The 12567-nt window shown below is 64.7% G+C and carries 14 protein-coding genes; all 14 read right to left on the minus strand.

Going from position 1 to position 12567, the window contains the following annotated elements:
- Positions 1-6: 6 nt before the first annotated feature.
- Positions 7-942: a hypothetical protein gene (locus tag G502_RS0103180; protein ID WP_022727210.1), complete on the minus strand. Its 936-nt coding sequence runs from the start codon at positions 940-942 to the stop codon at positions 7-9.
- Entirely contained in the window at positions 942-1817 is an 876-nt protein-coding gene (locus tag G502_RS0103185) for a hypothetical protein (RefSeq protein ID WP_022727211.1), read from the minus strand. The genes G502_RS0103180 and G502_RS0103185 overlap by 1 nt, the downstream gene beginning before the upstream one ends.
- Before the next feature lie 12 nt (positions 1818-1829).
- Positions 1830-2891 carry a hypothetical protein gene (locus G502_RS0103190; RefSeq protein ID WP_022727212.1) on the minus strand — a complete coding sequence of 354 codons (1062 nt, stop codon included), beginning with the start codon at positions 2889-2891 and terminating at the stop codon, positions 1830-1832.
- A gap of 13 nt (positions 2892-2904) precedes the next feature.
- Positions 2905-3387 (minus strand): GNAT family N-acetyltransferase, encoded by a 483-nt coding sequence (locus G502_RS0103195; RefSeq protein ID WP_022727213.1) that lies wholly within the window; start codon positions 3385-3387, stop codon positions 2905-2907.
- Between the two features lie 9 nt (positions 3388-3396).
- The gene (locus tag G502_RS0103200) at positions 3397-4107 is read right to left on the minus strand and encodes a hypothetical protein (RefSeq protein WP_211217788.1); all 711 of its coding nucleotides are present in this window, start codon (positions 4105-4107) and stop codon (positions 3397-3399) included.
- A 47-nt stretch (positions 4108-4154) separates the two neighbouring features.
- Positions 4155-4481, minus strand: coding sequence for a hypothetical protein (locus G502_RS0103205; protein ID WP_155957778.1), 327 nt, complete (start codon positions 4479-4481; stop codon positions 4155-4157).
- A 174-nt stretch (positions 4482-4655) separates the two neighbouring features.
- Positions 4656-4949 (minus strand): hypothetical protein, encoded by a 294-nt coding sequence (locus G502_RS0103210; protein ID WP_022727216.1) that lies wholly within the window; start codon positions 4947-4949, stop codon positions 4656-4658.
- The gene (locus G502_RS18430) at positions 4949-5989 is read right to left on the minus strand and encodes a reverse transcriptase/maturase family protein (protein ID WP_211217789.1); all 1041 of its coding nucleotides are present in this window, start codon (positions 5987-5989) and stop codon (positions 4949-4951) included. The genes G502_RS0103210 and G502_RS18430 overlap by 1 nt, the downstream gene beginning before the upstream one ends.
- 254 nt (positions 5990-6243) lie before the next feature.
- The gene (gene avd / locus G502_RS0103220) at positions 6244-6588 is read right to left on the minus strand and encodes a diversity-generating retroelement protein Avd (protein ID WP_022727218.1); all 345 of its coding nucleotides are present in this window, start codon (positions 6586-6588) and stop codon (positions 6244-6246) included.
- 24 nt (positions 6589-6612) lie between these two features.
- A complete protein-coding gene (locus tag G502_RS21275) occupies positions 6613-7671 on the minus strand; it encodes a phage major tropism determinant (protein ID WP_155957779.1) in 1059 nt (352 codons plus the stop codon).
- Complete coding sequence (locus tag G502_RS0103230) at positions 7640-7996, minus strand: hypothetical protein (protein ID WP_022727220.1); 357 nt, start codon at positions 7994-7996, stop codon at positions 7640-7642. The genes G502_RS21275 and G502_RS0103230 overlap by 32 nt, the downstream gene beginning before the upstream one ends.
- Positions 7997-9082 (minus strand): hypothetical protein, encoded by a 1086-nt coding sequence (locus G502_RS18440; RefSeq protein ID WP_022727221.1) that lies wholly within the window; start codon positions 9080-9082, stop codon positions 7997-7999.
- On the minus strand, positions 9079-11880 hold the full coding sequence (locus tag G502_RS0103240) for a hypothetical protein (RefSeq protein ID WP_022727222.1): 2802 nt from the start codon (positions 11878-11880) through the stop codon (positions 9079-9081). The genes G502_RS18440 and G502_RS0103240 overlap by 4 nt, the downstream gene beginning before the upstream one ends.
- Positions 11880-12560, minus strand: a complete 681-nt coding sequence (locus G502_RS0103245; RefSeq protein WP_022727223.1) for a phage adaptor protein — start codon at positions 12558-12560, stop codon at positions 11880-11882. Before G502_RS0103245 ends, G502_RS0103240 begins: the two co-directional genes overlap by 1 nt.
- Between the last annotated feature and the right edge of the window lie 7 nt (positions 12561-12567).

The raw sequence follows: 12567 nt of genomic DNA on the forward strand, positions 1-12567 counted from the left end.
CCCCGCCTACTTCGTAAATAGCTCGCCATCGACCTCGATAACCGCACCCGCGGCCGCGTTCGCCTTGAACCAGTCGATGTGGGCCTGCGTCGTCGCCTTGTAGGGATCAGACCTCGAACCCTGGCCGGGAGGCGTCTTGCTGGCACTGGTGCCCTTCTGGCCGGTCCCGCTGCCTGCGCCGCTGCCGCCGGCCTGGCTGCCTTGGTCGCGCCCTGCGGGGGCACGCTGCTCGCCCTGCTGCTGGTTGCTCATGAGCCCCCTGCTCTGCTGCTGGCCGCCTGACGCGCTCTCGCGCCCCAGGATCTCGTTGGCGCGCCGCTCGACCCAAGCCTCCTTGCTGCCGGCACCCTCCCAGGCATCTTCGTCAGAACCAAAGAATCCAGGGGCACGCTCGCTGGCTTCCATCTCAGCTTGCTCGCGCGCGTCCCTGGGCGTCATATCGCGGCTCCCGCCAGCAGAGAGATAGTCCGCGATCGCGCTCCAGCGCTCACCGCCGCGTGAGTCCTCCATGTTGCGCATGTGCTGGATTAGCGCGTTCCAGTCAGTCCCCCCCAATTCATCCGTATAGCGCTCTTTCAGTTCGTCGTACGTGCGCTTTTCGCCCGCTGACATCTCGATACTCGCCAGAGGGTCCTCACTAGATCCGCCGCCCGAACCACTGCTTCCCAGGCTCGCCTCATGCGTGGCCGTCTCCCGCCGCAGGTCGTGCTCAAAGGACAGCAGGCCCTTTTCGCGCTTCAGGTCCGCCTGGGCGTCCTCCTGCTCCCAGGCCCGCTCGCGCTTCTGGTCTTCCAGATCCCACTGACGCTCCTGCAGGCGCTCACGTTGGCGCCGGGCCTCCTTGGCAGCAGCAAGAGCGGCCTCCCGCTTGGCCGCAGTTCGCTGGGCCAGCCCCTCTCCAAGTCCGGCCAGCGCGCCGCCGGCAATGGCTTTCCAGGACATTACTGCCTCCCTCTGCGACGACGGCGACGGGGCGGCTTGCTTTGCCGGCGCCCACCGCCCTGTTGCTGGCCACCACCAGACTGTTCCCCTTGCCCCTGGCCGGCCTGCTGACGGCGCGCACGCGCCTGTTGCCCACCATTAAGGCGTAGCTGCTCGGGCGACTGGCCGCCCTGCTGCTGGGCCGCCATCTGCTGCAACTGCTCGGGGCTTGGCGCGCTCTCGGCGTATTCCTTGACGCCGGGCAGCATTTCATCAAGCCACCCTTCCTGGTCGGCCTGCTTCATGACCTGGAACTCGCGCTCCAGGGCCTCGGTGTTGAGCTTGCCCTGCTGCTGGCGGGTGACACGATAGGTGTCCAGCGCAATGAACCAGGCCGATTCCATCTCATCCTGGCTGAACTCGTGGATCCCGGCCGTCTCCGCCAATTCGACCATGAGGGACAGCAGTTCCGAGGTGCCGTGATACTTGACCGACACGGGAATTTCGTTGCCCTGCCCCTCGGCGCTGTCCTCCAGGCGCATGGTGACGGTGGCCGTGGTCTGCCCCAGGCCTTCAATCGGGTTGCCGTCGCCCTCGATGGCGTTGAGCAACTGCGGCATGGCCTGCTCGTCGTAGATCAGGTTCATGCCGTTGACCACAAAGCGGTTGTACTGCGCCTGCATCTCGGGCGAGACGTTCCGCTTCTGGCGGGACTGGCGGCTCGGATCCGGGTTGCGACCGCGCCGCTGGCCCTGACCCTGACCCTGCTGGTCCTGGCCGCGCCGCCGCTGCTGCTGTCCCGAAGGGCGTCCGCCGCCCCCTTGCTGCTGCCCCTCAGCCGACTGGAGCCCTTCGGGGTTCAGTGCCGAACCGTCCATGAGTCCGCGTTTTGCCATTGCTGCGCCCCCTTATGCTGTGCGCGTCTGCTGCCGGCGCTGCTGTTGCTGACGCGGCTGATAGACGATGCGGCCTTGTTTGCGGTCATAGACGTACTCACCGCCGCCGTGGACAATGGCGTCCCAGCGATCCACCGGGCTTTCATCGACCTGGCCGCGTGCGGCGGTTCTGTATCCGGCCCCCGGATCAACGCCTCGGTAGTTGCCCTCGATCCACTTGCGCTCGTCCTCGGCCATTTCGCGGCGCAGCTCCATGCGCTCCTTCATGGCGTCTTCTTCGGACGAACTCATAAGGCCCTTGCCGACGCCGCTGACGACCTCGCCAACCAGGTCGCCGTTGCGCTCAAGCCAGCCGCCCTCGCCCGCGATGCTGGACAGAAGGCCACCGCCCCCGCCACCGGCGCTGCTGCCGGAACCGGAGGCGGCTGAAACGACATCCATCATGCCGCCGTAGCCCCCGGATAGGCCGCTGGAGGCGGCGGAGCCGGCCGACGACAACGCCCCGGAATTGGCCGCGTTGACGGCATCCATCATGCCCCCAAAACCGCCTGAAAAGCTCGACCCCTGGTTCGCCAGTTCCGTCGGCCCGGCGATATTGGCTGCGGCGGCCTTGTCCCCGGTCATGCCAAAGAAAGAGGTGGGGTCGGTCGCCATGCCGAGGCCACCCATAACGCCGCCTGAGATCGCACCCCCCAAGCCGCCGGTCTGGACGCCCTTCATGATATCGCCGCCGGTGACAGCCGAAACGGCACCGCCAACGAGGGCGCCATAGCCGGCCTGGGTGATCGCCCCCGTCAGGGTGCTTCCGAGAACTCCGGTTGCGCCGAGCTGGCTGACCGCCCCGGACACGGCGGCCCCCCAGCCTCCGGCAAGGGGCGCAAGGCCTAGGGCCGCACCTCCCGTGAAAACAGCCGCCCCCGCGGCCAGGGCCAAGGGGAGTATCTTCTTCAGGCCGATATCGCCCAGGAAGTCGCCCACACTGCTCACCGCGTCACCGATGGCTCCGACAGCATCTCCAATCGCGTCAGTTACGCTGTCAAAGGCATCGCCGATTGCATCTGCCACGCCACTCATTTGACTGGCTCCTTCATCTCACGCGCCTTTCAAACATCATGCCGCTTTGGGCCAGCCCCTTGCGGCGGTACAGGCGCTCGGTGCGCCGGAAATCACCCACGGCATTGGTGATTCCCAATTTCACCTCGACCACCTTGGGATTGGCCTCGCCCCACTCGATCAGGGCATCCAGCAGGCGGCTGGCATCCCTGGGGTCGCCGCTCTGCTTCATCAGCAGGAACAGATCGGTTGCCATCAGGCCGTCCAGGACATGATAGAGGCGACTTAGGTGGCCAATCATGAAGCCATGCACCAGGCCGTCCACCTTTTCGGAGACATAGACGATCGTGCCCCCTGCACTCTTGTTGCCGTGGCGCTGGATCGAACGGACAAAGAGGGCCTTCGACTCCTTTTCGTTCAGCGCGGCGCGGCCCTCGTAGATGCTGCGCGCATGGGAATCGCGCAGAACCTCCAGCATGGCCGGGATGTCACGGAAATTGGCGGGGCGAATGCTCATGATATGTGCCTACTTGCCCCACCTAATGTCCCGCTGGCGATCACGGTGGTCGCGCTGCCAATCTCTATAGTTATAGCCGCCACCACCGCCGCCGGTCTTGTCGGTGCCGGTCTGCAGGTTGGTCCAGGACTGGCCGTTCCAGACTTCAAGGCTGCCGTCCCCAGACTCGGATTCACGCACCTGCCCGACGCGCGGGTTGGCCTCGCTGCCAAGAGGCGCCTCGCCCGGCGGCAGGAACTCGGGCGTGCCTGGTGTGGTCCACTCAAGCTGAACGCCATACATCTGCTCCAGCAGGGCCATGTTGCTGTCCCGAACACGCCCGGCGTGCTTGATGTATTCCTCGCGCGCGTCGGCAGGCATCTTGTGATTGTTCATCACCGTGGAGACCATCTGCGAATAGGTGTTCTCATAGGCGGCTGACAGAGACGCCATCTTTTCCCGTTCGCGCGCGGCGATATCCATGCGGGAGATGTATTCCCGGCTTTCAAGCTGTGCGCCCTGGCGGTTGGCCTGGCTGGCCTGCTGCGCTTCCTGGCTGGCGATGGGGACGGCCTGTTTCAGGGCCTCGCGGTGGGCCGCGCCAGCGCTCATCGAGGAATTGAGCAGGCCGCGTCGGTTGCCCTCCTGGCGCCCCTGGGTGCGGGCCTGCTGCATCATGGGGCTGTTTTTCGACATGAGGCCGGTAACGCGCTGAGAAACGCTCTCGTTGCGCTGGTTCACGCGGCCTGTCCTTGGGTCATATACCATTTGCTTTGCCTCTTCCCGCGTCAGGCGCCACCGGCGCCGCCCAGCCATTTCGACAGGGCCGTGGCGACCGCGCCGCCCAGGCCTCCGGCACCAACGCCAAAGCCGACAATCGTATGCAGGACGCGGGCCTTGGTTTTCCGATAGTCGCTGACGCCCTTCTCGCAGTCCCTCAGCCGCTCGTCCTGCCCCAGGGCCTGGTCCAGCTTTCTGGACAGATCGGTAACGTCCTTATGCAGGGCCGTCATCTGCTCGCGCGTGATTTCGCGCGACTTGGCCCCGTTGTCGGCCTCCTTCTTCAGCCCTTCCACATCGCCCACGAGCCGATAGAGGATTTGCCGTTCCGTCATTTCGCCCAAATCTCCCGCCGGACTCACCAGTCGGTCTCCTTGATGATCTGCAATTTGGGGGAACCGGGGGGCTGTCCTGCCGCCCTACCGCTGGCACCTGCCGGGCGCGTAATGAATTGTTACGCTGCCGGGCACAAAGAGCCGGCACTAAGTATAGGGCATCACGGCGCGATCTCAAAGTATTGAGAGAAGAACGATCAGCAGTATCAAGATATGGATCACGGAGCGGTAATACTTCTGGGCGCGCTGCTCATCCAGGCGCGTCCATTCCGTGCTCAAATTCTCGACATCGTGCGGCAGCTGCTTCAGATCCCGCCAGCGATGGGCGGCCTTCAGGCGATCGCGGGCGCGCTGCCAATGTTCGGCCATGCGCGGATCGGTCCAACCGAAGCAGTGCGCGAAGCGCTCACGGTCTGGATTGGGCAGGCGGCCAATCGCCCACATGAACAGCCAATAGATCATATACATCACGCCGCCTCCTTCCGATTGAGCGCCTGGTGCAGCGGCTGCCCCAGGGTCTCTTCCACTTCGGCCAGGATCGAGGCTGTCGTCCGCGCGCCGTCGCAGTGCTTGGTGTAGCCCTCGAAGCTGGCCAGTGAGGCCTCCAGGCGCTCTGGCCCGATCTCGCCCGCCGCATGCCTTTGGGCCAGGCGCCTCAATCGCTTCCGCGCCGCGACCAGGTTGCGCTTGCGTGGCAGGGCGTGACTGGCCCAGGAGCGGTATCCACAGAAGTCCACGCCCTGGCTGGCCGGATAGACTTGGCTCTTGGGGTGCAGCATCAGCCGGTCCGCGTTGGCCAGGCGCTGCGCAATCGCGGTGCGCAGCTCCTGCAGGCGGCCCTTGTGCGGGCCCAGGATCAGGAAGTCGTCCATATAGCGGGCATAGTAGGGGCAACCCAAATCATCCTTGATCCAGTGATCCAGCGGGTCCAGGTACACATTCCCGCTCATCTGGCTGGTCAGCGCCCCGATGGGCAGGCCCGTCGCCTGATCGTCGCGCAGGATCGCGCGGCGCCAGATCTGCATCACGCGCTCATCCTGGACCACGCGGCCGATGCGGCACAGCAGCATCTCGTGATCGATGGACGGGAAGAACTGCCGCACGTCGCATTGCAGAACATAGACCCGACCCCAGCGCCGTTGTGCCTGGCGCAGCATCGCCACCACGTGTGCCCGCGCCGCATGGGTGCCCCGCCCCTTCCGGCAGGCAAAGCTGTGTGCGACGAACCGCCGCTCGAACAACGGCTCGCACGCCAGGGAGAGCAGATGATGGACGATGCGATCACGAAAGTCCGGCGCCTCGATCAGGCGTGTCTTGGGGCGATGGACCGTGAACCGCCGCATGGGCCGAGGGCGCCATTCATCCCACAGCAACAGATGCTGCAGCTCGATCAGCTCTTCTTCCCAGCGCTGTCCGAAGCACAGCACGTCGGTCTTGTAGCGCTTGCCCTTCGCGGCCAGGCGCCAAGCCTCCAACATCCGCTCCCAACCAATCATCTCATCGAACACGATCATCTTTCCTTGTGGCGACCGGAGCCACACCTGCCGCCCCGGCCTGTTGAGATTTCGCCTTTCTGGCGAGGACGCGCAGCTCCGATTCCTGTTCGGATCGCTGCAGGGCGGAGCCTTGTCCGACCTGTCTGGCGCGAACCCCGAGGGGTCGCAGACGGCACGCAGCCCGTTGTTGCTGTTCACATTCCACGGGTTGTTGTTCAGATTCACGCACCGGGCACCGGCCTCAGCCGCGTTGCCCCAGTTGCCGCCTATGGCCGCGCGCCCTGTTTCGTCTTGATAAGGCCTCCTAGAATTTTTCCGATTTCGCTGACTTGGCGGGCAACCACCTCCTGCCGCCGATTCGAGAGATAGCGCCGCCGGTGGGCGTGGCGAATGAAAAAGCGCAGCTGCTCCAGGCCGATATCGATCTCGAACAGCCACTTCATCTTGTCCCTGGATTTCCGCATGCGGATGGTCAGGCGGATCAGGTCATAGACCGCATTCTTGATCTGGGTCGCCAGTGCGAACTTCTCCGTCTTCGGAAACCGGTCCACGACGGGAAACAGGTAATCCGCGAAATCACTCATCTTCTGCTCCAGGATTAACGGCTCCATGAAAACAGGGCTCCAGGTGACAGGTCACAGGGAATCGCAGACGGCACGCAGCCCGTTGGTGCTGCTCACATTCCACGGGTTGTCGCGCAGAGTCACGCACCGGGCACCGACCTCAGCCGCGGGGCCCCAGTAGCCGCCGACGAGAGCGAATCTGAATTGACCGCCGTGCCACTGCCCGTGCGCCACGGCGCTGTCCTTTCCGGTATTCAGAGTATCGTTCCATGCATTCGCGGCCTCGCCGCGGTCAAAATACAGGCTGGTCGCCTGCCAGAGATTGCCGCTTGGCTGATCGACGTTGAGACACGAAACCGCGTCAAAGCCATAGCCGCTGTGATCGCCGGTCGTGTGTCGAGACGTACCACCGGCTGCACCCTGCGGCACGCCATAGGCGGCCACCAGGAATTCGTCATAGCTCCAGACACGCTTGCCTGCCTTGTGCGTCAACCGCGGATAGTCGAGGCCGCTCGCATAGCCCTCGGCGCCGCTCATCGGTGTGGCGCCATACCGTGACAGCGGCACCGTCTCGGGCCAGGCCGTGCCGTCTTCCGAGGCCAGGTAAATGTCTACCCAGAGCTTGCCGTCGATCACTTCGACCATGCCCGTGGGGTCACAGGTCGGGCGATGCTTTAGGTCCCACACGCTGTTCGGCACTATCTGCGTGGCCAGGGTCGCGCCGCTGCTATAGGCCTGTGCGATGGTGCGGACCTTGCCGAAATGGAAGCCGCCGATCTTGCGGCTATCCGTCTCGTCATAGCCGCCATCGGGATAGGTGGCATTCTTAGACGCGACCAGGACCGCCTCGGGCGGCGACCCGCTGCTCGGCTGGCAGGCGTAGATATAGACGTCATCGCCAAGCGTCAGACTGCTGACCGTACCGTCGTGATTGCCGGCGGCTGTGGGGTCCCAATCAGTCTGACCCTCGAACATGTAGCCTTTTGATATGCCGCCGATATTGACCGCACCGGCCGGGATATCCAGCGTATCGCCAGTGCCCTTGGCCATGCGGCCCATGGCCTCGAAATAGCCCGGCACCGTGGCCGTGATGACCTGTTCAACCAGCATTGATCGCGTCCTCCATGTCACTGATTACCGCCTCGACCTCGCTCACGCTGTAGCCCAGCGTGACGATGCGGGCATTGGGATCTTCTTCCCGCTTGAGCTGGCGGCGGATCGTGTCCCCGGTCTCTTCGTCCAGATCTTCCATGACGCGATAGTCCGGCTCGGAACCGTCCGGGCTTTCGCCCTCGGACAGTAGCCGGTCGAAGCTATAACGATGCCGGCTTAGAAGCCCTTGCCAGTGCGCCAGGGCGCGCGCGGCATGACGGCCCGTGATATCGCCGGAGATCACGCCGGCTTTCACATTCTCGAAGTCCTGCTTCGTGCGCAGAATACGTGGTACGCCAATCATTTAGCTGTCCTCGATCATCAGTGTGGGGGCGCCCTTGTGGGTGCCAAACCCGATATTCTCCCGCGCCTGCTGCTGTTGCGGTGCGGTTAGGCTCTGCGCCGTGTCCCACCGGATCGCGCCCTGAGCGTCCCCGATGTAGTTGGCGGCGTCCTGGGCGTAGCCTCGGGCGCCTTTAAGCCCCCCCGATACCGCCGTCAGGCTGGTCGCCCAGTCCTCGGCCAGGCTCGCGCTGTCTGAGGCGTTGCTTTCGGAGGTCGCTGCTGCGCTGGCGCTGCTCGCGGCGTTCGTCTCCGAGGTGGATGCGGCGCTCGCACTACTGGCGGCCCCGCTCTCCGACGTGGCGGCCGCCGATGCGGAGCCTCCGGCTTTCGCCGCATGGTGCTTCGCGGAGTATTTGCCGCTCTCGACCTCAGTGTCCTCAGCTTCTTCGGCCCACTTCCCCGCCTTGGTCTCGGACGCGGCTGCGTTTGCTTCGGAAGTCGATGCAGCGCTCGCACTGCTGGCGGCATTGCCTTCGGAGGTCGCGGCATTGCCTTCGGAGGTCGCGGCATTGGAGGCGCTGGCCGCCGCACTGCTGGCGCTGGCGGAAGCATCCTGGGCGTAGCCCCGCGCACCCTTTAGTCCACTCTCCACCGTGCCTGTATCGCTCGCCCACTTCTTCGCCTTGGCCACCTCGCCGCCGTGGGCGCCCTTCATAAGGAAGTCATTGCCGTTGTAGGCAAGATCAACCGGCATGCCGGCCCGGATATCTTGGGGCTCAAGAGGATCGCCGTTGTAGCGCTTGATTGCCTTCGGCCCCAGGGCGTTGATGTTGATGGTGGCCGGCCCGGTGTTGGCGTTGGCGGCCTTCATGGTGAGGTTCAGGCCCTCGTCGTAGGACGTTATGGCCGGGTCCATCGTCACGACATAGGCGTCCGTCGTGCCGGTGTCCTGCAGGTAGGTGATGCGCCCCTGATTCACATCGGCGGGCGTGGGCAGTTTGTCGAAGCCGCCCTGGATCTGCTGGAAGATCGCATTGACCTGCTCGGCACGGCCCAGCGTGTGGCGGTCCAGCTCGTTGTCGTGGGTGAAGTAGTCGTTGCTCATCGGACGATCCCGCGATAGCTGAAGTGAAGCGTTAGCCCGTGCATGAGATGCGGCACCTCATAGGCTTGGTCGGAAACCACGGTCAGGGAGATGTTGCGGCCCAGGCCGTCTATCGGGGCCTCGGCCAGGCCTTCCACTGGGCTCGACCAATAGAACTCGTCCCAATACATCTCGCCCCAGAAACCGCCGGAGCCACTGACATCGAAGGTCTGCTCCCGTCCGGGGGGTTGGTCGGGGTCGGCATAGCCGAACTCGGCCGTCAGGCCCAATTCCGTATTCGGCCCGCCATCAATCTCCACAGTCGCTTTCTGCCACCGCTTGCGCTGGGCCGGTGAACCGACATGGTTGAACGGCAGGCGCAGGAAGGCGTCGATGGCCGCGCCATCGAAAGACATGCCGGCGTCCAGCTCAAACACCCAGCCATCTTCATCGCCGATGAACAGCAGTTCACGCCCGTCATCATCCTTCCCCGAGGCTGTGCACGTGACGCCAAACCCAAGATCGAAAGGCAGGATTTCCGGGTTCTCGCGCCCGAAGTAGATGGTTATGCCGGTGCCGTCGTCCCAAAACAGCCGGTACTGGTCCTTGTTGCGCACCCGCAAGCTGCCCACCGCCTCGATGCCATTGCGGCGCTTGGAGCGGAAAATGGGCTCGACCATCTGCGTCAGCGTGCCGACCCGGAAGTCGCCAAACTGCTCGGTGGTCTCCAGGCTGCGCACGCCGTTGTTGTCCAGATAGGTCGGCATGCGGATCATCTGTGCCGTCCAGGGCACACCGCCCGAGGAATCGGTGAGGACGCCCAGGTCCCAGTTCTGGCTGTCACTGCCCTGAAGCACACAGACCTTGTTGTGTCCGAGTATCGAGAGGATGCCGGCCACGTTGGACAACAGGTCCGTGATCTCGTCGCCAATACCGATCTCGCCCGCCCCGCTGTTGGCCTCCCATCTGTAGGGGTTGCCGGTGGCTGAGTGCTGCAGCGAGCCGCCGCGATAGGCCAGGAACAGGTGTTGTTTGTGGATTTCGAGGCGGGTGGGCTTGTCGTCTGCCCCCATGCCGGTCTGGATGGGCACGAACACCGCGCCGTCCCACTCGAAGGCCCGCCCCTGCCCCTGGCAGCCATACATGCGGCGCGTATCGCTGCCGCCGAAGAAGTTGTGGTTCTTCAGGTCATACCGCCCGCCGGCAGGCAGGGTTATGGCCGACGAGTCCGCCGTTATCTCGGCCAGGCTGTCGGCCGTCGCGGTCTTGATCGTCTCGGCCTGGAAGCTGCCGCTCTGGCTGGCGAAGATCAGGCGCCCCTTGGCGTCGGTCGTGCTCCAGTCGCCGCTCTCGACAACGACGCGCGTAACCGTAGCGGTCGCGCCAGACGTTTCGCCCTCGATCACGTCGCCTTCCTCGATGGCCAGCGTGGTCGGGAGAACGCCGATTTTCGCCAACCCACCGTAGGGGCCGCGCTGCAGGTATTCTTCGAAGAAGGCCCCCTCTACATCGGTCAGGATCAACGTGCCAGCCGCGCTGCCATGCTCCCAGGTGCCGCTGTCCAGGGTTACGCTGCGCACGGTCGCTCTGGCACCGGACTGCAGGCCCTCGATTTCGTGGCCGGCCTCGATTTTCAGGATTTCCGGCGCCTCGGACAGCGTAACGATTGCCGACAGGTCGCCCAGGTCGATGTCCTCGGTCGAGAAGCTGCCCGATACGTCGGTCAGGATCAGCACGCCCTGGGCGTTACTCTCCCCCCAGGAGCCAGACGACAGCGAGACATTGCGCACCGTGGCCGTGGCCCCCGACGAGGCGCCCGTGATCTCGTCCCCGACCTCGATCTCCTTGACGGTCGAGTTCTTGGGAACGCGCGCCACATCCAGGGTGCTGTTGGCGTTGATGAGTTCGCTCTGGAAGGTGCCCACCTGATCGGCCAGGATGAGATGGCCCGAGGCGTCTCCGCCCGCCCAGGAGCCGCTGTCTATGACCACATCCATTACGGTCGCTGTGGTTCCCGAGATCGTGCCCTCGACCACATCGCCGACGCTGATGGCGCTATTGCCGCCGGCGAAGATCAGACGGCGCAAGCCGCCGCTCTCGAATGTCAGCTCGACAAGCCCGCCTTCACTGTACTCCATCTTCACCAGGCCGCCGCCCTCGAAAGCCAGCTCGCGCCCGAGATCCTGCGCCTGCCACCCGCTCGACGTGGACCTGTGCATCACGCCGGCCGTGCCGGCGGCATTGTCCCGGAAGGCGTAGGTGTCTCCGCCATAGACCCACACGCCGCGCACAGGGCCGCTGCCTGGCACTTTGGCGATCTGGTCGCGCGCGTCTTCGATGGCGGCCCTGTACCAGGTTGCGTCCTGGCTGTCCGTCAATGCGCCGCGATTGAGCTTTGTCCCCGCGCTCTCGGCCACCTTGGTGCTGGACACCTCCAGATCCTCGTTGTCCTGGAAGTCGCCGCTTACATTGGTCAGCACGAGTTTCCCCGCCGCATCGCCACTGGCATAGCTGCCGCTGTCGAGGACGGCATCAACAAGAGCCTTGCCGCTCGCGCCCGACGTGGCGCCGGTCACGCTGTCGCCCTTCTTGACCTCGGTGCTGCCGGCATCGAACGGCAGTGTCCAGTAGGACGCCTGGGACGGCTTGGGATGCCCGTCAAAGCGCTCGTAACCATCAATGCGCTGATAGCCGCGCGGGTGCGGCTCGTAATTGCGCCCTGCAATGGCGCGTCCGGCAGGAACCTGGATCGGCGGTGTCACCACATCCATACCGCCGCGCAGCGCGAAAAACTGCGTATTGGTCCCCGGGCGGGCCATCAGGCAAGCGCCCCGGTGATACTGACCTCGGGAAGCTGGTCGCGCATCAGATCGTCCATGAGCATGCGATAGCGGCGCATGGCGACACTGATATGAAGCTGCCCCTCGTCATGCTCGGCCAGGAGCATCAGGCCGTACCAGGCAATCGCCTCGTGGAAGCGCTCGGGCATCTCCGGTATGTCGCCGTCGCTCTCCAGCTTTTGCGGGCTCTTGCGGTACTCGCCGCGCACCACATAGGCGTCGTCCGGCTTCGGCCCGAAGCACAGTTCGCCGCTCGGGCTGATCGTGTAGTGGATCGGGCGGTTGTTGGTCTGCGCGCCCCGGTCATAGGCGCGGCGATAGTCCTGCCAGGGCAGGTAGAGGATCGGCCCCTCGTCCGACACGCCATCGGATTGCCGATAGAGGGTCATGCTGTCCGCATCGGTGATCCAGTCGGCCCAGCGATTCAGATTGAAGCTGGCGCCGGTGTAACGTGCCGTTCCGGCCGTGGTGGTGCCCTCGAACTCGCCGCGCATCCACCGCCAGGAGGCCCGGCTGTTCTGGATCTGGCGCCAGGCATCCGCCGTCCAGTGCACGATCTTCGCCAGGCGCCCGGTCTGGTTCGTGACGGAGGACGGCAGGTTGCCCGAGACGGTGCCGCTTTCGCGCGCCACCATCTGTGCCAGCTCAAGGAAGGTCATGGGCGCT

The sequence above is a fragment of the Fodinicurvata sediminis DSM 21159 genome (assembly GCF_000420625.1).
Taxonomy (GTDB): domain Bacteria; phylum Pseudomonadota; class Alphaproteobacteria; order Kiloniellales; family DSM-21159; genus Fodinicurvata; species Fodinicurvata sediminis.